This window comes from Bifidobacterium sp. KRGSERBCFTRI (assembly GCF_025908335.1).
The window spans coordinates 2,267,399-2,286,674 of sequence record NZ_CP109653.1 but is presented as its reverse complement, the minus strand read 5'-3'; the positions used below and the strand labels follow the sequence as shown (position 1 = coordinate 2,286,674).

14 protein-coding genes are annotated in these 19,276 nt (G+C 60.5%); 8 read left to right on the top strand and 6 right to left on the bottom strand.

Annotated features, from left to right (window positions below):
- Positions 1–2: 2 nt before the first annotated feature.
- The 4 genes from OGI63_RS09915 to OGI63_RS09900 all read right to left on the bottom strand — a co-directional run bounded on the left by OGI63_RS09915 (position 3) and on the right by OGI63_RS09900 (position 4,256).
- Positions 3–1,148, bottom strand: coding sequence for a DNA-processing protein DprA (locus OGI63_RS09915; protein ID WP_004217651.1), 1,146 nt, complete (start codon positions 1,146–1,148; stop codon positions 3–5).
- Positions 1,149–1,181: 33 nt separating this feature from the next.
- The gene (locus tag OGI63_RS09910) at positions 1,182–2,714 is read right to left on the bottom strand and encodes a YifB family Mg chelatase-like AAA ATPase (RefSeq protein ID WP_004217653.1); all 1,533 of its coding nucleotides are present in this window, start codon (positions 2,712–2,714) and stop codon (positions 1,182–1,184) included.
- Positions 2,714–3,190, bottom strand: coding sequence for a YraN family protein (locus OGI63_RS09905; protein ID WP_004217654.1), 477 nt, complete (start codon positions 3,188–3,190; stop codon positions 2,714–2,716). The genes OGI63_RS09910 and OGI63_RS09905 overlap by 1 nt, the downstream gene beginning before the upstream one ends.
- A gap of 196 nt (positions 3,191–3,386) precedes the next feature.
- On the bottom strand, positions 3,387–4,256 hold the full coding sequence (locus OGI63_RS09900; protein ID WP_004217655.1) for a pyridoxamine kinase: 870 nt from the start codon (positions 4,254–4,256) through the stop codon (positions 3,387–3,389).
- A 305-nt stretch (positions 4,257–4,561) separates the two neighbouring features.
- Here OGI63_RS09900 and OGI63_RS09895 point away from each other — a divergent pair, with 305 nt between their 5' ends.
- The 5 genes from OGI63_RS09895 to OGI63_RS09875 all read left to right on the top strand — a co-directional run bounded on the left by OGI63_RS09895 (position 4,562) and on the right by OGI63_RS09875 (position 12,221).
- Positions 4,562–5,884 (top strand): O-acetylhomoserine aminocarboxypropyltransferase/cysteine synthase family protein, encoded by a 1,323-nt coding sequence (locus tag OGI63_RS09895; protein WP_004217656.1) that lies wholly within the window; start codon positions 4,562–4,564, stop codon positions 5,882–5,884.
- Between the two features lie 236 nt (positions 5,885–6,120).
- Positions 6,121–7,668, top strand: coding sequence for an ABC transporter ATP-binding protein (locus OGI63_RS09890; RefSeq protein ID WP_014483177.1), 1,548 nt, complete (start codon positions 6,121–6,123; stop codon positions 7,666–7,668).
- Complete coding sequence (locus OGI63_RS09885; RefSeq protein WP_004217661.1) at positions 7,668–8,471, top strand: energy-coupling factor transporter transmembrane component T family protein; 804 nt, start codon at positions 7,668–7,670, stop codon at positions 8,469–8,471. Before OGI63_RS09890 ends, OGI63_RS09885 begins: the two co-directional genes overlap by 1 nt.
- Before the next feature lie 185 nt (positions 8,472–8,656).
- Entirely contained in the window at positions 8,657–9,571 is a 915-nt protein-coding gene (locus tag OGI63_RS09880) for an ABC transporter ATP-binding protein (protein WP_012619898.1), read from the top strand.
- A 43-nt stretch (positions 9,572–9,614) separates the two neighbouring features.
- The gene (locus OGI63_RS09875) at positions 9,615–12,221 is read left to right on the top strand and encodes an ABC transporter permease (protein ID WP_004217665.1); all 2,607 of its coding nucleotides are present in this window, start codon (positions 9,615–9,617) and stop codon (positions 12,219–12,221) included.
- A gap of 115 nt (positions 12,222–12,336) precedes the next feature.
- Here OGI63_RS09875 and OGI63_RS09870 read toward each other — a convergent pair whose 3' ends face one another.
- The gene (locus tag OGI63_RS09870; protein ID WP_004269122.1) at positions 12,337–13,041 is read right to left on the bottom strand and encodes a response regulator; all 705 of its coding nucleotides are present in this window, start codon (positions 13,039–13,041) and stop codon (positions 12,337–12,339) included.
- 95 nt (positions 13,042–13,136) lie between these two features.
- Complete coding sequence (locus OGI63_RS09865; RefSeq protein ID WP_004269120.1) at positions 13,137–15,692, bottom strand: histidine kinase; 2,556 nt, start codon at positions 15,690–15,692, stop codon at positions 13,137–13,139.
- 122 nt (positions 15,693–15,814) lie between these two features.
- Here OGI63_RS09865 and OGI63_RS09860 point away from each other — a divergent pair, with 122 nt between their 5' ends.
- The 3 genes from OGI63_RS09860 (at position 15,815) to ychF (ending at position 19,236) form a co-directional block, all read left to right on the top strand.
- On the top strand, positions 15,815–17,152 hold the full coding sequence (locus OGI63_RS09860) for an alpha/beta fold hydrolase (RefSeq protein WP_004217669.1): 1,338 nt from the start codon (positions 15,815–15,817) through the stop codon (positions 17,150–17,152).
- Between the two features lie 62 nt (positions 17,153–17,214).
- The gene (proC, locus tag OGI63_RS09855) at positions 17,215–18,009 is read left to right on the top strand and encodes a pyrroline-5-carboxylate reductase (protein ID WP_004217670.1); all 795 of its coding nucleotides are present in this window, start codon (positions 17,215–17,217) and stop codon (positions 18,007–18,009) included.
- 132 nt (positions 18,010–18,141) lie between these two features.
- Positions 18,142–19,236 (top strand): redox-regulated ATPase YchF, encoded by a 1,095-nt coding sequence (gene ychF, locus OGI63_RS09850; protein WP_004217671.1) that lies wholly within the window; start codon positions 18,142–18,144, stop codon positions 19,234–19,236.
- Positions 19,237–19,276 lie beyond the last annotated feature (40 nt).

The window sequence follows — 19,276 nt, the reverse complement described above, 5'->3', positions numbered from 1 at the left end:
GTTTATGGTCTGATGCTCGGTGCATGGGTCTCATGGCACAGTTGCTCGATGTCCGAGGTGCTGGAGAGCAACGACGCCTGCTGGTCGGCGATGAGCCTGTTGCACCCGGCATGCGCGGGTGTCGTGATCTCGCCCGGCACTGCGAAGAGCCTGCGGTTCATCTCGTTCGCCCAGCCTGCCGTATTGAGCGCTCCGGAGCGCAGCCGGGCCTGTGCGACCACGACCGAATAGGCCAGTGCCGCGATCAGCCGATTGCGCAGCAGGAACCGACGTGGCTCCGGTATCGTGCTCGGGGTGCATTCCGACACCAAGGCTCCATGCTGGGCGCAGATCTGCTCGAAGAGCCGCATATTCGTGGTGGGGCCACAATGGTCGAGTCCGCCGGCGAATATCGCCACGGTTCTTCCGGCTACTTTGGCTCCGAGCTGATTCATGGCCTCGAGCGCTCCCCAATGCGCCGCGGCATCGATGCCCATGGCACCGCCGGAAACGACGAGATGGCCATTCAAGGCCGTCTGGCAGGCCAGGTTCCTCGCAACGTGACGCCCATATTCATTCACGCCACGCGAACCCACTATGGACACCGGGCGATCACATGATGTGAGGGCCGTTGCGTCGCCCTGCACCCACAAGGCAAGTGGAGGCGCCCAATCAGAGCGCACGTCGAGGTCCTCCAACGACTCTGGCCAGTAGGGCGAACCGGGAATGACAACGGTATAGGCGCCTTGTCCGGTGAACAGTGCGCATAGCGCATCCGGGTCGAAGGTCGGCAGCTGCAGCAGGCGGCCGATCCACCGTTGTGAGGCCAGCTGGAAGGATGCCACGCCTTCGCTGCGCGCCTTGCGGCCCCAGCGTGCCGTGCCCAGAATGAACATGCATTCCAAGGTGTTGCGTGCGCGTCGTTGCTCCTGTTCGGTGGTGGCGCATGCAACCATGAGCAGCGCGCGCAGTGCCTCCACACCTGGATGTTCGCTGTCGCATCCCTTCAGCAACGAGGTCATGAGCGCATTGGCGCATTCGCTGCAGTGGGTCAGCAACATGCGGGCGAGCGCTTCGTCGTCAGACTGCAGCAGCGCCTTGGCGCTCAACGTGGGTTGTGCGGGTGCCGTGTGTGATTGTGACGTGGTCTGATGGGTGAGGGCGGTCATGTCTTCTCCGTTTCAAGGTGGGGCCGGGTAGGTTCAGTTGACTTCAGTGGTGCGCAACGAGAGCGCGCGGTCGACATCGTCAAGGTTCGGACTTGTACGTCCATCGAGATCGCAGATGGTCCATGAGAGCTTCATCACGCGGTAGGCCCCTCGCAGACTGATCTGATAGGAGGAGAGCGCCTGGTTCACCACGGCGAGCACACGGTGGGGAGTGTGCTCACGTAACCACGACCCTGCAGCTTGGGCATTGCTTGTCCAGCCGAATGATCGGAATCGCTCCACCGCCATGGACCGTGCAGCGATGACCTGCTGGCGGATGCGCTCGCTGCTGTCGCCTTCCGGCAACTGCCGGGACCCTATGTGGGAAACGGGGCATACCTGCAGCTGCATGTCGACGCGGTCGAGAATGGGGCCGGAGAGTCGGCTGAAATACCGTATGCGGTCGCGTTCCCTGCAGGTGCAGCGTTCGCCGGTGCCATACCCATAGCCGCAGGGGCATGGGTTCGCCGCCATGATGAGTTGGAATTGTGCGGGGAAGATTGTGGTTCCCCTGGACCGTGACACGGCGACATACCCAGCCTCCAATGGTTCCCTGAGCGATTGCAGCACGCGTGGTGCGAATTCAGGCGCCTCGTCGAGGAACAGAACCCCATGGTGGGCGCGTGTCACCGATCCCGGTTCTCCCAGGCCGGTGCCTCCTCCCACCAATGAGGCGACGGAGGCGGTGTGGTGCGGAGCCTCGAATGGCGGCATGCTGTCGATGCCGTGGGTGCCCAGCTGGCCGCAGAGCGAACGAATGGATGCCACTTCGAATTGCTGTTGTTGGTTCAGCGGGGCGAGTATGCCGGGGAAGCGTGAGGCGAGCATGGTTTTGCCCATGCCGGGTGGCCCGGTCATGAGCACATGGTGTCCTCCGGCTGCTGCGATCTTCAGCGCCTCCTTCGCGTCGTGCTGGCCCACCACTTCGTTCATGTCGCCGACAGGCAGCAGATTGCCCTCCGGCAGGTCGCGTCTTCGGGTGTCCACATGAATCTCATGGACCGTGTAGTTGGCACGACCTCCGAACAATTCGATGAGTTCACCCAGATGCGAGACGTACATGACATCCAAGCCGTCAATCAGTTCAGCCTCATCGCGGTTGGCACGGGGAACCACGACGCGGTTCATGCCATGCTCCTTCATATGCAGCATGATTGGCAGCAGGCCGTTGATGGGCAGCACCGTGCCATCGAGGTTGAGCTCGCCGAGTAGCACAGTGTTGTCCAACGCGTCGGGCTCTATGAATTCCGAGGCGCTGAGCACACTGGCGGCGATGGCAAGATCGTGTGAAGAACCTCGTTTGGGCATCGAGGCCGGCGACATGTTGACGGTCACCCGGGTCTGGGGCCATTTGAAGCCGCTTGCGGTGCATGCCGATTTCACGCGCTCTCTGGCCTCGCTCAGCGACGCGTCGGGCAGCCCGATGATGGAGAAGAACGGCAGGCCAGGAGAGATGAATGCCTGCAACTGAATCATGAAGGCCTTGAGCCCCACCAGCCCGACTGACAATGCTGTTCCCAGAGCCATCAGAACGCCTCCGGCACATGATGAATGAAGACGTCGGTGGGTGTGACGGTGACGGCGATGACATCGAAACGCACTCCGATGTGGCGTATGGTCGATCCATGCTCACCGAGCCAGCATATTGCGGCCCGACGAACACGCATCTGTTTGGCAGCATGCACTGCCTCCTCGGGGATGCCGCATGATGTGGATCTACGCGTCTTGACCTCGACGAATACGATGGTGCTGTGCGAGGTAAGCGCGATGATGTCGATCTCGCCGAACCGGCAGTGCCAGTTGCAGGCCAACACGTGCCAATGATGTTCGATCAGCCATGCCCGGCAAAGCCGCTCTCCCAGGGAGCCGATCTGCTTGGCGGTGAGGTCCGGGGCCAAGAGCATGGCCTTGCATTGCTCGAAGGTATCCGCGTCCACGACTGTCTGCGTGGGTATGGTCGCCAGTGTCGGCGATGTGCTGTTGTGCTGTGATGTAATGTCCATGCTCCAAGTCCAGCAACATCGCGGCACGCATGCAACCGGCTTTGAAGATTTGTGGATAACCCGGCTTGCATTGGTGTCGAATGTGGACACCCAAGCGGTTATTCACATTCGGGATGTCCACTGTGCGTGTCGGCATTGGAATACGCATTCGCCCCGCATTTTCATGCGGGGCGAATGCGTCAGATCCACGACCTGCTCAATCCACGAGGCTGGTCAAATCTCCCAGGCTCAGTTCGAAACTCACGCCACGATCCTGATAGTCGGGCTGGAACTTCGTCTGGACCATCGCGTTGTGCACGAATTCGCCGGCAAGTCTGGAGGCCGCTGCAAGGTCGAGTCCGGCCATCACGCCCCCGATCATGGCGGAGGCGAACGCGTCGCCGGTGCCATGGCACATGTAGGGCAGTTTCTCGTGCACGCATTCGGTCATCCGGTCCACGCCCTCCTTGGCATTGGCCACGAAGTTGCGAATTCGGCCGTCATTGTGGTCGATGCCCTTGAGCACGACGTTCTTGGCGCCCATATCGAACAGATTGCCAATGATCTGCCTGACCTGCTCGTTCGTGATGTCCTGTCCGGGGTACTCAGTGCCGGTGAGAATGGAGGATTCGGTCAGGTTCGGCATGAGCAGGTCCGCGCCATCGACGAGCGCGCCCATCGCCTCGCAAAGCTGTGCCGTGTACGTGGCATACATCTCACCGGCATCGCCCATTACCGGGTCGACAAAACGCAGCGACTTGGGGTACTCGCGATACAGTCGCTGTATGATCGCCACCTGATCGGGGGAGCCGAGGAATCCGGAGTAGACGCCATCGAGCTCAACGCCCTCCTGCTGCCAGGCGTCGAGGTATCCGCCCAGCATGTCGGTGGTGTCTTCCATGGTGAACACCTTGTAGCGAGTATGCGCCGAGAACAGAGCGGTCGGCACCGGGCAGACATCGCATCCGGCAGCCGAGAGGATCGGGATGGCGGCGGTGAGCGAGCATTTGCCGTACCCGCACATGTCATGCACCGCTGCGATGCGTGGAATATATTCGCGATTGCGTTCGTAAAGCACTTCTGGCATATTGCTCCTTGCAGTCATCGACCATATATGCCTCATACAATAGGTGAACGATATGCCAAGCGCATTCCTGCCGTGTTGCATGGATGAGATGGTCCACCACAGGGTCTCGGCGTGTCGCCTCCGTCTCGTGGGGACTGACGGATCCCATGTTCAGGTGCGCAGGCGCCGATTGATAAACGGGTATAACCAATCGCGATAACGTCTGGCTTGCATTGTGCTGTGCGAGTTCCCTAATCTGCTGCCCAGACCCGAGGGTCGCCAGACGAAAACGACGCACGGCAACGTGCATGAGCGTAAGGAACACCATGAGCGCACAGGAAACCCACACACCATACCATTTCGAGACACTGCAGCTGCATGTCGGCCAGGAGAGCGCAGACCCGGCCAGCGACGCCCGTGCAGTGCCGATCTACCAGACGACCAGCTATGTATTCCACGACTTCGACCACGCCGAGGCCCGATTCGGTCTGGCCGACCCGGGCAACATCTACGGGCGATTGACCAATACGACACAAGGGGTGTTCGAAGACCGCATCGCAGCGCTCGAAGGGGGCACCGCGGGATTGGCGGTCGCCTCGGGTGCTGCGGCCGTGGAGTACGCCGTGCGTAACATCACGCAGGCCGGTGACCATATCGTGGCCGCCAAGAACATATACGGGGGCACGTTCAATCTGCTGCGCCACACCTTGCCACGCGACGGCATCACCACCACCTTCGTCGACGCCAACGATCCCCACGCATTCGAGGAGGCGATCGCAGACAACACGAAACTCGTCTATTTCGAGACCTTCGGCAATCCGAACGCCGACCTGCCCGATTTTGACGCAATCACCGAGATCGCACACCGGCACCACTTGCCGGTGATTGTAGACAACACCTTCGCCACGCCATATCTGTTCCGCCCACTCGAACATGGTGCGGACATCGTAGTGGAATCCGCCACGAAATTCATAGGTGGCCACGGCACCACGCTCGGGGGCGTGATCGTCGAGGGAGGCGATTTCAAGTGGGATGCGGTGCCAGGCAAATTCCCGACGCTCACCGAACCGGATCCCTCGTATCATGGCCTCAACTTCTATGAGGCGCTCGGGCCGGTTTCATTCGTGACCCGCATCCGCGCGGTCCTGCTGCGCGACACGGGTGCCACGCTCTCGCCGTTCTCGGCCTTCCTGCTGCTGCAGGGCACCGAGACGCTGTCACTGCGCGTCGAGCGCCATGTGGAGAATGCGCTCAAAGTGATCGATTACCTCAAAACCGTGCCCGAAGTCGAGTCGATCTCGCATCCATCGATCGAGGGACGCCCTGACCACGACCTGTACGAGAAATACTTCCCGAATGGTGCCGGATCCATCTTCACTTTCGACATTCGGGGCGGCAAGGATGCAGCCCGGGTATTCATTGACAATTTGCATCTGTTCTCGCTGCTGGCCAATGTGGCCGATGCGAAGAGCTTGGTGATTCACCCGGCTTCCACGACGCATTCTCAGGAGTCCGAGACTGAGTTGGAGGATCAGGGCATACATCAGGGAACAATCCGTCTGTCGATCGGCACCGAGTACATCGACGACATCATCGACGATCTGAAAGGCGGATTCGAGGCGGTGCGCGCCTCCGGCTTCGCCGATTGAGCATGTATGACGTATGCCATGCATATGGTCAACAGCTTTTCTGGGGAGATCCCGCATGCGTGGGCATGCGGGATCTCCCGTTTGTCGGTGCCGCCGTCCATGGGCGCGAATCGTTCGCCCATGGACGGGTCAGCTCGAATGATGCAGGATATCAACGAGATGACATAGTATGCTTACGGTTACGTGTGAACGTAGGGTAGAAGTTCACCCAGCCAAGCGCACTTGTTGTGAGATTGATGGAGCCGATTGTGACCGATGTAATCACCGTGATGAACCTGGGTTGGCAGTATGCGCCCTCCTCGGCGCACGGCACGCCAAGAGGGGCACTGCATGATGTGAGTTGTTATGTGGCGGAGGGAACCCTGGCCGGGATAGTAGGGCCGACCGGTTCGGGCAAGTCCACATTGGCGCAGGCCCTCACCGGTATCATCCCTCATATTCTCGATGGCACGCTTACCGGTTTCATCAGGGTGGCTGGCATGAACGTGAAAAGCACGAGCGTCTCTAATATCTCCGCCAAGGTGGGGTATGTGCCCCAGAACCCGGTGGATTTGTTCGTCACCAACGAGGTGGAGAACGAAATCGCATTCCCCTTGGAGAATAGGGGTGTGGCGCCGGACGAAATACGCTCCCGTGTCGATGAGGTGCTTGACCGACTGCATATAGAGGGACTCCGGCACCGCGATCCGCGTATGCTCTCCGAAGGCGAGATGATGCGCGTCGCCATAGGCTCGGCCATCGCAGCAGAGCCCGAGGTGCTCATTCTCGATGAGGTGCTGGCGGTGCTCGACGAAGACGGCGCACAGGATCTCTATGCCATTCTGGACGACCTCATGAAGCGCAACCACACGTCGGTGGTGATGATCGACCTCGACACTCGTTGGCTGCGGGAGCATGCCGATTCGGTGTTGGTGATGGTGGGCGGTGAGGTGATCCGCCGTACCACACGCGAAGTGTTCCTCCGCGAGGCGTCGTTGCTGGAATCGGTGGGCGTGAGCAGATCTCGCGACGACCACACGCCGTTGACAATCGCCCGTCTTGAGCCGCAGGACGTGACCGATCCGATCATCATCTTCGATCATGTGTACTACCTCCACCCGCACAGCGAGAACAGCGATGCCCCCCAATTGCGCGACGTGAACCTGCGCATCCCCCGCGGCTCATTCGTGGGCGTCGTGGGCCCGAACGGATCCGGCAAGACGACCTTGCTGTCGATGATGAATTCTCAGATTCTGCCCTCGCGTGGCCATGTGATTGTGGACGAGAACGACACCGCCGAGTGCCGGGTGCGCCGCATGGCCCGTGAAGTGGCCTATCTCGATCAGGACCCGTTGCATATGATGCTGACGCGCAACGTGCGCAAGGAAATCGAATTCGCCCCGCGTGCCCTGGGCGTGCCAGCCCAAGAGGTGAACAAGCGTGTCAATGCGCTCATCCGGGCATTTGACCTGTTCGACATTGAAGATGCCGATCCCATTCGGCTGAGCACCGGGCAAACCAGACTCGTGGCACTGGCCTCCACATTGGCCACGCAGGCACCCATACTTGTGCTTGATGAACCGGTGTCCGGGTTGGATTACCGGCTCAAAACGAAGTTCATGACCTTAGTGCGAGACCTCAACAAGCAAGGCATCACCGTGATCATGGCAAGCAATGACGATGATCTCGTGGAACGCTACTGCACCCATGCCCTGCGTATGGAGGAAGGGCGCATAGTGGACTTTGGCCCTCTGCATTCCGCGCAGTTGCGCTCATTGGACCATGATCAGGAGGGGAGAGTCTGATGCGTTCGCAGTTCTATGTCCCGGTTGATGGTTGGCTCAACCGAGTGGATGTACGTGTGAAGCTGTTCACCATGATCGCCGTTATCGTCATGTGTTCGATTTGGGGAAACTGGGTATTCCTGACGGCCATGCTCCTCGCGGAGCACCTGTTCCTGCTGTCCACCCGCATACCTGCACGCAAGACGCTCAAGGTGTGGTCATTCTTCCTGCCGGTGATCGTCATTGTGTTCTGCATCATGCTCCTCACCGTGCATCTGCCCGGCTGGACCTTGTGGCGATGGGGAAGCTGGCTGGTCACCTCCGGCACCATGGATCTATGCGCGGTGGTGGCGCTCCGTATCGCAGATATCGTGTTCGCCGTGTTCACCGTGTTGTTCACCACTTCGCGTGCCGCCTGGATCAGTGGTCTGGCGGGACTGGGATTGCCATACACGGCAGGGGCCGCCGTGACGGATGCGATCCAGTGGCTGCCGACCTATGCGGCCACCGTGCATGACCTGGTGCTCACCCAACACATCCGTGGACGGTATGCGCGCATTGGCAAGCACAATCCCCTCACCCGCACTGCTGCATGGTGCAGCGCTCATGCTCGTGCGATCATTGCGGCACCAGCCCATTTGAGCCACCTGAACCGCGCCCGCAGCATCACAGCTTTGGCTCACGGTGCGCATATAGACCGCATGGGTGCCAAACGCACATATCTGCATCCGGCGCATATGCGTCTGACCGATTGGATGCTGCTGATACTGGTGCTGGTGTACATCGCCGCCGTAATTGTGATGATGGTCGTATTCGGGTGGTGAATTCACCACGATGTTGTGTTCGGGGCTCATCCTCAAGGATGAGCCCCGAATGTTTTTCACCCTTGCGGGTGATGGGTCGGCATGGTTGTAGGGCATATATTCGCAGATATGCACGTCAGAGCACGTGATTGAAGTGGCGAAGGCCCCAAGAAGGAGAGAACATGTCGAATTCCGCGTTGCAGAACATGGTTGACCAGATTCACCAGCCGACCCATACGCCGGTGGCGATCGAGGCCATCGATCTGGTGAAGGACTATGGCACGGGTGAAAGCCTGGTGCATGCGTTGAAAGATGTCAACGTGCAGTTCGAGCAGGGCCGGTTCACGGCGATTATGGGACCGTCCGGATCCGGAAAATCGACGCTGATGCATGTGATGAGCGGTCTGGACTCGGCCACCAGCGGCAGCGTCGTGTTCCAGGGGCGCGACCTGACGAAGCTCAACGACAAGCAGCTCACGCTGCTGCGCCGCAACTACATCGGTTTCATCTTCCAAAGCTTCAATCTGCTGCCGATGTTCACGGCCGAGCAGAACATCGTGATGCCCCTGACTTTGGCGGGCAAGAAGGTGGACCGTGCATGGTTCGACCGTCTGGTGGACACACTTGGACTGCGTGAACGTCTGGGCCACCGTCCGAACGAATTGTCTGGAGGTCAGCAGCAGCGTGTGGCCATCGCACGCGCCCTCATCACCAGGCCGTCGCTCGTGTTCGCAGACGAACCCACCGGTGCCCTCGACTCCGCTTCAAGCGCCGAGGTGCTTGGCTTCCTCAAGGCCTCGGTACGGGAATTGGGGCAGACGATCATCATGGTCACGCATGATCCGGTGGCCGCCTCCTATGCAGACCGTGCCATCGTATTCTCCGACGGACACATCATCGCCGACGTCTCCGACCCGCAACCGGCGCAGATGAGTGATCTGCTCATGAAGGAGCGCGAACGTTCCACGAAGACCGCCGGGCGCTCCGCAGTTCAGACGATGCCGGCAAACCAGAATCCACCCATTGCGCGGCAGCCCCGGAACAATCCGGCGGACATCGGCGGCCAGCCGGCACAGGGAACCCTCATGCAGGCTCCGAAGCCGCCGCAGCAGCGTCGCTAATGCAGGCCAAGAGCACAGACGATCCTGAATCCGAAGGAATACCATGTTGTCAATCACGATGAAGATGATGAAGAAGAACCTGAGAATGCTGATTCCCGCGGGTATCGCCATTCTCATCGGCACGGCGTTCATTGCCGCGACGCTGCTGTTCACGAACGCCTTCGACGCCTCATTGCGCGAACAGACCACCGGCCAGTTCGGCGGCTCGAACTATGCGGTCACGGCGGATGCGCAATCCGGCGACGATGCACACGACTCAACGGTTGGTGGTCTTAAGCTCAATACCATAGCGGGCATCGGGGGAGTGGAAGGCGTCCGTGCCGATGTCACGCGCAGTGTCATACTGAATACCGGCTCCCAGCACGGCAGCGGGGTGGCGTTGTCGACGAGTGCCGACCCCAAGCTGCTCCCGGTTTCGATCGTAGAGGGCAACGCCCCCGAACCGGATGGTGCCCGGCAGATTGCAATACCGAGGAAGCTTGCCGAGCAGTGGAACCTCAAGGTGGGAGACACCATCTCGTCGCATGCGCAACATGGCGACGATGCGCAGGACGTGCAGGCGACGATCACGGGTCTCACCACCGATCCGAACAACGTGTATGGCTATTACAACGGTGCCTCCGTCGCCTCGAACGACCTCATGGTCGCCTATTCGGATGTCGCCTCCTTCGATGCGATACCAGCGACCGCTGCGTACCTGCACATCGAGCCGGCACATGAATCCACCGTGGTCGCGCAGGTGAAGGCCGCGCTTTCGCCGGGGCTGACGCTGCAGGATCGCGCGCATATGGAAGAGCAGGCCATCAAATCCCTCAGCTCCAACGGTGGTGACGTGACCAAGCAGTTCCTGCTCGCCTTCGGTGTGCTCGCTCTGGTGGTCGCCGCGCTTGTCATCGCGAACACGTTCCAGGTGCTCGTGGCGCAGCGCCGCCGTACGCTGGCATTGCTGCGCACCATCGGTGCCACCAAGCGCCAGCTCTACGTGTCGGTGCTTGAGGAGGCGGGTATGCTCGGACTCGTGTCCTCGATACTCGGCGTGGGCGTGGGAACCGGCCTCATGGCATTGGCCTCCATTGCCACACGGGACCAGTCTCTCGGCGGCATGCGACTGACGCTGAATATGAGCTGGCAGGTCATCGCATTGCCCGTGCTCTTCGGTGTTGCAATGACGGTACTCGCATCTGTGAGCGCCGCACGCACCGCCACCAGCGTGACCCCGTTGGAAGCCATGAGACCGCTTGAGATCTCCAACCAGCATCGGGCCCGTGTGGGTCGCGCCGTCTTCGGCTGCCTGTTCCTGGCCCTCGGCGTCGCGCTCGCCTTGATCGCCATCCCGATGAACCACAGCAAGGATGGCGATATCTCCGCCAGCGCATTGCTCGCCGGTGTCGGCGGCTGCATGCTCACATTCATCGGACTGGCCATGACGGCGCTGTTCTGGTTGCCTTGGCTCATGAAGGGCGTGGGAGCGTTCGTCTCGATGTTCGGGCCGGCCGCCAAGCTCGCCAATGCCAACATCCAGAAGAACCCGCGACGCATTGCCGCCACGGGAACGGCACTGCTCATAGGCGTCACGCTCATCTCCACGTTGGCCACCGGTGCCGCCGCCGCGAAAGCGACGATGAATCAGGCACTCGACACCCGCTACAGTGTCGACGTCGTGGCCTATGGCCCGAATATCCCGCAGCACGCCGCGAACAAGGTGAGAAGCGAACGGGGAGTCGGCTCACTGCTGTATGCGAAGACCGCGAGCGCGGAATTCACCGACGAGCAGGGGCATGCGGTGCCCACGACGGTCATTGGCGTGCCCGACATCGCGGCATTGCAGTCGGTGCTCAACATCTCGATCGACAATCCCGCGCCTGCATTCGGGGCCGGTGATGCGATCATGCCGCTCGTCAACAACGCAACCGGAGCATCGTTCACCTTCGCCAACAACACGGTGCGTCTGAGCCAAACCGATGCCGAAGGCAATCCGTCGCAGCACCCGGTCGATCTGCATGTGGAACAGCGCGACTACAAGCGCAGCGCACAGAACAACGAGGCGGTCGCCTTCGTGAACACGGCGCTGTTCGACGACGGCACGTTCAAGGCGGACGGCAATGCTATGCTCATCAAGCTCAATGTGCCGTCTGACATGTCGCTCTCGGATGTGTTCGAGACCATCGAGCAAGACCTTGAAGTCTACCCGAACGTTTCAGTCGGAGGCCCGGTGGCGGAACGCAACCAGTGGGAGAGCATGGTCAACATGATGCTCATGCTGCTCGTCGCATTGCTCGCAGTGGCCGTGGTCATCGCCGTCATCGGCGTGGCGAACACGCTGAGCCTGTCGGTGATCGAACGCACCAGGGAATCGGCCACGCTGCGCGCCATCGGCATGACACGCGGCCAGCTCCGCGCCTCCCTTGCAATCGAGGCCCTGCTGATCTCGCTGGTCACGAGCGTGGTGGGCATGGTCGTCGGCACGCTGTTCGGCTGGCTCGGCATCTACATCGTGATGAGTTCGATTGCCGACGTCGTCTACGTGATCGACTGGGGAACCTACGCGATCATCCTGGCCATCGCCATCGTCTGCTCGCTCATCGCCAGCGTGTTCCCCGCACGCCGTGCAGTGAAGACGCCGCCGGTGGAGGCGCTCGCCGAAGCCTGATTTGGAAGGATATCAAATACCTGATGTCGGGTATGGAGTTTATACCTGACATCACGGCAAAGCCGGCCAGTAGTCTCCAACTGGCCGGCTTTCGCATATGCCTGAACGGTACGGACTACACCAGGTGGTTCTCATAGGCGAAGACCACCGCCTGCACGCGGTCGCGGGCGTTGATCTTCTGCAGAATATGCGCCACATGCGTTTTCACGGTGGGCAGTGAGATGAACAGCTTGTCGGCGATCTCCTGGTTCGACAGTCCATGGGCGATCTCAATGAGCACCTCGCGTTCGCGTTCGGTGAGGGTGGCAAGCTCCGGATCCGTGTATTCGGCGGCGACTTCTGACTGCTGTCTGCCGGGCCCTTCCTGGGTGACGCCCGTCTCCATCATCTTTTCGATGAGCCGTTTTGTGGCGGTCGGTGCGATGATGGCATTGCCTTGGTGCACGGTGCGGATCGAGTTGAGCAGCGTCTCGGGTTCGGTGTCTTTGAGCAGGAAGCCGGAAGCACCTGCGTTGATTGCCGACATGACGTACTCGTCGAGATCAAAGGTGGTGAGAATGATCACACGGGTGTGCTGCTCGCCATCGGCATGTGACGTGATCTGCGCAGTGGCCGCCAATCCGTCCATACTCGGCATACGCACGTCCATGAGCACAATGTCGGGGTGGAGCCGTTCGACGAGCTGCACCGCCTGCGTGCCGTCGGAGGCCTGCCCGACGACTTGCATGTCGGGCTGCGAGTTGATCACCATGGTGAACCCGGCACGGACGAGTTCCTGATCATCTGCGATGACCATACGAATCCTGCTTGCGTCTGCCATGCTTCCACTCTAGCGAAACGCATGCCTTCATGCAGATTCCAGACATGTGTGGAACATATGCATACCTGCTGTGGACTGCGGGAACGCGGTGAATTCTAGGCATTGCCCACACCACGGCTCTGCGCGGCGGAGATCTGCTCGTCAAGCGATTTCGCGGGCGTCAGATTGAGCTGATTCTGCGAAGGATTCGTCTCATCGCTGGCACCGGTTTCCCTCAGCACACCAAGCAGTTCGCGCATGCGCTTCAAAGCGGTGCGTCCCTGACTGCCGATGGCCGCGAACGCCTGACTGATCCATTCTGCAGACGGCTCCTCTCCCTGCGCAAGCTGATGGTCGATGATCGATATTTCCTGCGTTGTCTCGACAATCACGCTGTTGAGCGTTTCACTCACCTCGGATTGGATGCTCGCGCTGATGCGGTCGCGTTCACGGTTGGCGGCGGAGATACGTTGTTTGCGCTGCTCTTCGCGCAGCGCCTCGGCCCGGGCTTCCAGCACCTGCGGATTCGATCCGCTGATCTTGACCCATGCGCCGAGCGCCATCGCCAGCAGGCACACCATGATGGACAATACGGCGAATTCGATGAACACTTGACTGGCGAACTCGATGCTGACGGTGCCATCTTCGGGTCGCAATGCAGGCGTGGCATGAAGCATCCACTCGACGACCGAGGTGTGGCCCTCGACAAGCAGCATCGTCTTGAACGCAAACAGCAGCCCATCGAGTGCAATCAGTGCGCTGAGCCATTTCCAGGTGCCCCGTTTGCTGCTGTAGAGCATGGCGGCATAGGCGATGAATGGCGCCGCCAAATCGGCGGTGAACAATGGTCTCACGAAAACCAGTTGCAGGAACACGAGAATGGCGAACGCCAATGCGACCGCACGAGGGAAACGCCTGCGCCAGCACAGTGGCAGCATAAGCAGTACGGTCATCATCACCCCAAAGGCGCCGGATGCCGAGGAGAAGTGGTAGCCGGCGACCTGCAGCTCCATGCCGCCAGGAACCGTCACGATGATGGCGGTCGTCACAGCGACGAGAATCGTGTCGGTGAGCACATAATGGTGCTCGGCCCAATGTGACAGTCTGGTAATCCAGTTCTCGTGTCCGTCCTCGTGTATCTGCGCGATGGGTTTGGAACGCAACGACTCGCCCAGTTGCATGAAATTGGGCCAAATCTCGTGGTCGCCCTTGTCGTTGCCCTGCTGAGCATCCCTGTCATCCACGTCTGCTCCGGTACTGTTGGCCGCATCACCGTCCCAGCTTTCCTCCGAGACTTCCACGGCGGAGGAGCCGCCGTGCATTGCTGTGTGCATCGCACTTGCCTGCAGGAGCGATTCCGAGCCGATGCCGGCCTGCTGCACGGAGGTGGCCAATGGGACCTCAGCATGCACTGCGAAACCGCCGTTGAGACGGGGGCCTGCCTCCACCATGCCGCCGACGGCTTCGATGCGTTCGTTCATGCCAAGCAGACCGTAGCCGGCCTTATGCCCATCCATGGCCGCCGAGGCACCACGTCCGTCGTCGCTGATGGTGAAGGAAAGGGTTCCGCTGTTCCACTCCTCACGCACTTCGACGTTCACATTGAGCCCCGCGTATTTGCGTACGTTCGTCAATGCCTCCTGCACCACGTGGTACATGGCCACACTCGCCGACTCGCTCAATAGCTGCGGTGAGGGCTCACCCACGAGCTCACGTCGCACGTGGATGTCGGGGGAGACCTTGGCCGCCTGCTCGATCAAGGCATTGATATCGTGGTAGTCGGCATGCGACGAGCCCCCGAATACACCGAGCAGCTGCTTCATATCGTGCATCGCATGTTCGGCCTCGTGCCGAATGGTGTCCATCGTCGACCGTGCCAGTTGCACATCATGGGTGGCGGCATACCGCCCACCGTCGGATTGGATGATGATGATCGAAAGGGTATGGGCCACGATGTCGTGCATGTCACGGGCGATGCGCGCACGTTCGGCCGAGGCGGCGATGAGTTTCTCCTCCTGCTCCCGGGCGGCTATGGCCGCATTCCGCTCGCCCAACATGCGGATCGTGTGTTGGCGCGCCCGTTGCCATAGTGCGGCCACGAGCGTGGTGGCCAGTACCAGCGTGAACATGATGAAGTAGAGGAGGCTCGATTCCATGCTGGCGGCTGCACATGACTGCATCGAGAATCCGGCCCCCTCGGGCGCACAGGCATAGACCCCTGACAGGATCGCCATGTGATTGCGCCCGAAGATTGTGCCATGGGTGTTCGCGAATACGATCACGGCGACGGTGGCGACATCGAAGGCCAACGCCATGATGGCGTATTCGCGGGTCCGGTTCCGGCAATCATAGACCACCGCCGAATAGAACATGGGCAACGCCATGGCATCCGCAAAGAGGAATGCCGGCCCGAACACCAGCTGCACCGCCACCGTGACGACGAACCAGATGGCGGCGGCATGCGGCTTCGTGCGGCGCAATGCGAAGGGCAACGTGAGCAGAATCGACCAGATGCGCGTCCACCCGTCGGCATCCCAGCGCAACAGCAGGCCATCCTCCAGAAATGGCGGGATCGTGGTGATGGCCCACAGCAGGCAGATCAGCATGGTGGCCATGGTGTCGATGACCAGCATGCGGTGTGTCGCCAAGAAGGCTTTCAAGCGTTCTCCCATATCTTCAGCATATAGGCCACAGACCACCTGCACATGGGTCTGTGGGATGATTGTGCCTCCTTGTCGGTGCATGTGGGTGAGATTGAAGGCATTGCATCGTTCAAATGCCGTGAGGGAGTATGATGGCACTGCTCAATGAATACTATGTTCCGGGACTCCATGTGTCTGAGTATGCGATCGACGTGCCACTCGACTGGGATGGCCATGAGCCAGGCATGGGATTCGATGGAGAGACGATTCGCCTGTTCTACCGCGTGGTCTGTGCCCCGGAGCATGTGAACGACCGGTTGCCGTTGCTGGTGTTCCTGCAAGGGGGTCCCGGCGGCGCGGCTCCCCGCCCGCTCTCGCCCGACTCCGATGGCTGGGTTGCCGAGGCCATCAAGCATTTCCGTGTGGTGCTGCCCGATCAACGCGGCACCGGGCGTTCCTCGCATATCGACTCACACACCGTGGCGAATATGGACGGACGGCAGGCTGCGGAGTATCTGAAGAAATTCCTCGCCGGCCCCATTGTGCGCGACTTCGAGCACCTGCGGCGCACCGAGTTCGATGGGGAGCGCTGGGTGACGCTCGGGCAGAGCTACGGCGGATTCCTGACGCTGACATACCTTTCGCTGTTCCCCCAAAGCCTCATCGCCAGTTTCACCACCGGTGGCATACCCCATGTGCCGGCGAGCGCGAGGGAGGTGTACGAGCACACCTTCCCACGCATGCAGACGAAGACCGAACAGTTCTACGCACGCTACCCGCTCGACACGAAACGCGTGGGCTGCGTGGCCGACATTCTGCGCAGCACCGATGTGACGCTGCCCAACGGCGACCCGTTCACAGTGGAGCGTCTGCAGACCCTCGGCTCGAGTTTCGGGATGAAACCGGCATTCGAACGGGTACATTGGCTCTTCGACGAGGCATTTCTCGACGGCGACGGTTCGGCAAACTCGGATTCCCCGCTCGCCGACGAGTTCCTGTTCGATGCGATGACCGCGACCTATTCCAATCCGCTGTATTGGCCGCTCCAGGAGTTCATCTACGCGGACGGCGACCTCGACGCCCCCATTGATTGGGCGGCGGACCACGTGTATGGGAGTCTGCCGCAGTTCAGCACTGACGCGCGCCCGTTGCTGTTCACCGGCGAGGCGATTTTCCCGTGGATGTTCGAGCAGGAGCGCGCGCTCAGACCCTTCCGCGCCGCAATGGACGTGCTGATGCAGGACACGCATTTCGGGGTGATCTACAACGTGAACCAACTCGCCGCGAACACAGTGCCGCTCAACAGTGCGGTGTATTTCGACGACCTGTATGTCGACAGCGGTCTGCAGCTCGACACACTTTCGCGCATAGGAAACTCGCATTATTGGGTGACGAACGAGTTCGAACACGATGGCGTGCACGGTGGCATCGTCTTCCGTCATCTCTTCGACGAGGCACGCGACCGCGGCGACCTGCACGAACTGTTCTAGCATCGGGTTTTTCCGCAGGTCGTATACAGTATTGGCATATCGGACACTGTCAGGAGAGTGGTATGAAGGTTGGTTTCATTGGCTACGGCAACATGGCACAGGCAATCGCACAGGGATTGACCCGTGCGCATGCGGTCGACGGGAACGACATTGTGGCATGCGCCGCGCATTTCGACAAGTTGGAACGCAACATCGCGGCAGTGGGCGGCACTGCCATGCACACCCCGCAGGAGGTCGTCGCGGCCGCCGACATGGTGGTCGTGGCAATCAAACCATATCAGGTCGAGGATGTACTTGCTCCAATGGCCGGAGCACTCGCCGACGATTCGAAGATGCTCGTATCGCTTGCCGCAGGCTGGGATCTGGCGAGATACCAGACCCTGTTCGGTGGGGCGGCCACCGGCATCCACATCCAGTGCACGATTCCGAACACTCCGATGGCCGTGGCCCAGGGGGTGCTGATCTGTGAGAACGTGAACACCCTCACCCCGAGCCAATGCCAGGGATTCGTCGACCTGTTCTCCCGTATATCGCTCATCGAGGAGGTCGATACCGCGCATATGGGGATTGCGATGTGCATCGCCGGTTGTGCCCCGGCGTTCACCGACATGTACTTGGAGGCGCTCGGCGACGCCGGCGTCAAGTACGGTCTGCAGCGTGCGACCGCATATCGTTTGGCCGCGAAGATGATTGAAGGTGTCGGTGCCCTGTGCCTCGACTCGGGAGTTCACCCGGGTGCCATGAAAGATGCGGTGTGTTCGCCTGGCGGCACCACCATCAAGGGTGTCGCCGAACTCGAGAACCGTGCGTTCCGTGGTGCGGTTATCAGTGCGGTCGATGCCATCGAGCAGGGCTGAATCGTTCTCGTCTGTATTCCGAACGAATGCCGTGACGCCGGTGAGGGAGCGTGGTCCACGCTGCCGCACCGGCGTTTCGCGTAGATGTGCAAAACCGGTGAAATGACTTGGCAGACCGCTAGTGTAGGCACTATGTCTCTTACTATCGGAATTGTCGGCCTGCCCAATGTGGGCAAGTCCACCATGTTCAACGCGCTCACCCGCAACAACGTGCTTGCGGAGAATTACCCATTCGCCACGATCGAACCGAACACCGGCATCGTGCCACTGCCCGACAAACGGCTGCCGGTACTGGCCGAGCTTGTGCACACCGACAAGATCGTGCCGGCAACCGTCACCTTCGTCGACATCGCCGGCATCGTCAAGGGCGCGAGCGAAGGCGAGGGACTGGGCAACAAGTTCCTCGCGAACATTCGCGAGGCGGATGCAATCTGCGAGGTCGTGCGAGCGTTCGAAGACGACGACATCATCCATGTGAACGGCCATGTCGATCCCGACGATGACATCGACACGATCAACACAGAGCTCATTCTCGCCGATCTGCAGACGATCGACAACGCGCTGCCGAAGCTCGAGAAGGACCTGCGCGGCAAGAAGATCGAGAAAAGCTACATGGATGCCGTGCTCAAGGCAAAGGAGATCCTCGAATCCGGTCGCACCATCGATCAGGCTGCGCAGGCCGGCGAGATCAAGAAGGAAGAGGTGTACGACCTGCACCTGCTCACCGCCAAACCGTTCATCTACGTGTTCAATGTGGACGATTCGGAGCTGCAGAACGAGGAACTCAAGCAGCGTCTGGCGAAGTCGGTGGCACCCGCCCCGGCGATCTTCCTCAATGCGCAGTTCGAATCCGAACTCACCGAACTCGATGAGGCGGATGCTCGCGAGATGCTCGAGGATGCGGGACTGGACGAGTCCGGGCTCGACCAGCTCGCTCGCGTGGGCTTCGACATTCTCGGCCTGCAGACCTTCCTCACCGCAGGGGAGAAGGAGGTGCGCGCCTGGCAGATCCACAAGGGTTGGACCGCTCCACAGGCGGCCGGCGTCATCCACACCGATTTCGAGAAGGGATTCATCAAGGCCGAGGTGGTCTCATACGACGATTTCGTAGAGGCCTACGGTTCGATGGCGAAAATCAAGGAAGAGGGCAAACTGCGCCTCGAAGGCAAGGACTATGTGATGCAGGACGGCGACATCGTCGAGTTCAAGTTCAATGTGAGTAAATGATCGGCATATGGCCGAGGGCCTTGGCCGAAGACGTCAATGC

What these genes read in the sequence shown, in the direction of transcription:
- OGI63_RS09885 (WP_004217661.1), top strand. Translation starts at nt 7,668, where the DNA reads ATGCGTTCGCAGTTCTATGTCCCGGTTGATGGTTGGCTCAACCGAGTG.
- OGI63_RS09910 (WP_004217653.1), bottom strand. Translation starts at nt 2,714, where the DNA reads ATGGCTCTGGGAACAGCATTGTCAGTCGGGCTGGTGGGGCTCAAGGCC.
- ychF (WP_004217671.1), top strand. Translation starts at nt 18,142, where the DNA reads ATGTCTCTTACTATCGGAATTGTCGGCCTGCCCAATGTGGGCAAGTCC.
- OGI63_RS09900 (WP_004217655.1), bottom strand. Translation starts at nt 4,256, where the DNA reads ATGCCAGAAGTGCTTTACGAACGCAATCGCGAATATATTCCACGCATC.
- OGI63_RS09890 (WP_014483177.1), top strand. Translation starts at nt 6,121, where the DNA reads ATGGAGCCGATTGTGACCGATGTAATCACCGTGATGAACCTGGGTTGG.
- OGI63_RS09895 (WP_004217656.1), top strand. Translation starts at nt 4,562, where the DNA reads ATGAGCGCACAGGAAACCCACACACCATACCATTTCGAGACACTGCAG.
- OGI63_RS09905 (WP_004217654.1), bottom strand. Translation starts at nt 3,190, where the DNA reads ATGGACATTACATCACAGCACAACAGCACATCGCCGACACTGGCGACC.
- proC (WP_004217670.1), top strand. Translation starts at nt 17,215, where the DNA reads ATGAAGGTTGGTTTCATTGGCTACGGCAACATGGCACAGGCAATCGCA.
- OGI63_RS09865 (WP_004269120.1), bottom strand. Translation starts at nt 15,692, where the DNA reads ATGGGAGAACGCTTGAAAGCCTTCTTGGCGACACACCGCATGCTGGTC.
- OGI63_RS09875 (WP_004217665.1), top strand. Translation starts at nt 9,615, where the DNA reads ATGTTGTCAATCACGATGAAGATGATGAAGAAGAACCTGAGAATGCTG.
- OGI63_RS09880 (WP_012619898.1), top strand. Translation starts at nt 8,657, where the DNA reads ATGGTTGACCAGATTCACCAGCCGACCCATACGCCGGTGGCGATCGAG.
- OGI63_RS09915 (WP_004217651.1), bottom strand. Translation starts at nt 1,148, where the DNA reads ATGACCGCCCTCACCCATCAGACCACGTCACAATCACACACGGCACCC.
- OGI63_RS09870 (WP_004269122.1), bottom strand. Translation starts at nt 13,041, where the DNA reads ATGGCAGACGCAAGCAGGATTCGTATGGTCATCGCAGATGATCAGGAA.
- OGI63_RS09860 (WP_004217669.1), top strand. Translation starts at nt 15,815, where the DNA reads ATGGCACTGCTCAATGAATACTATGTTCCGGGACTCCATGTGTCTGAG.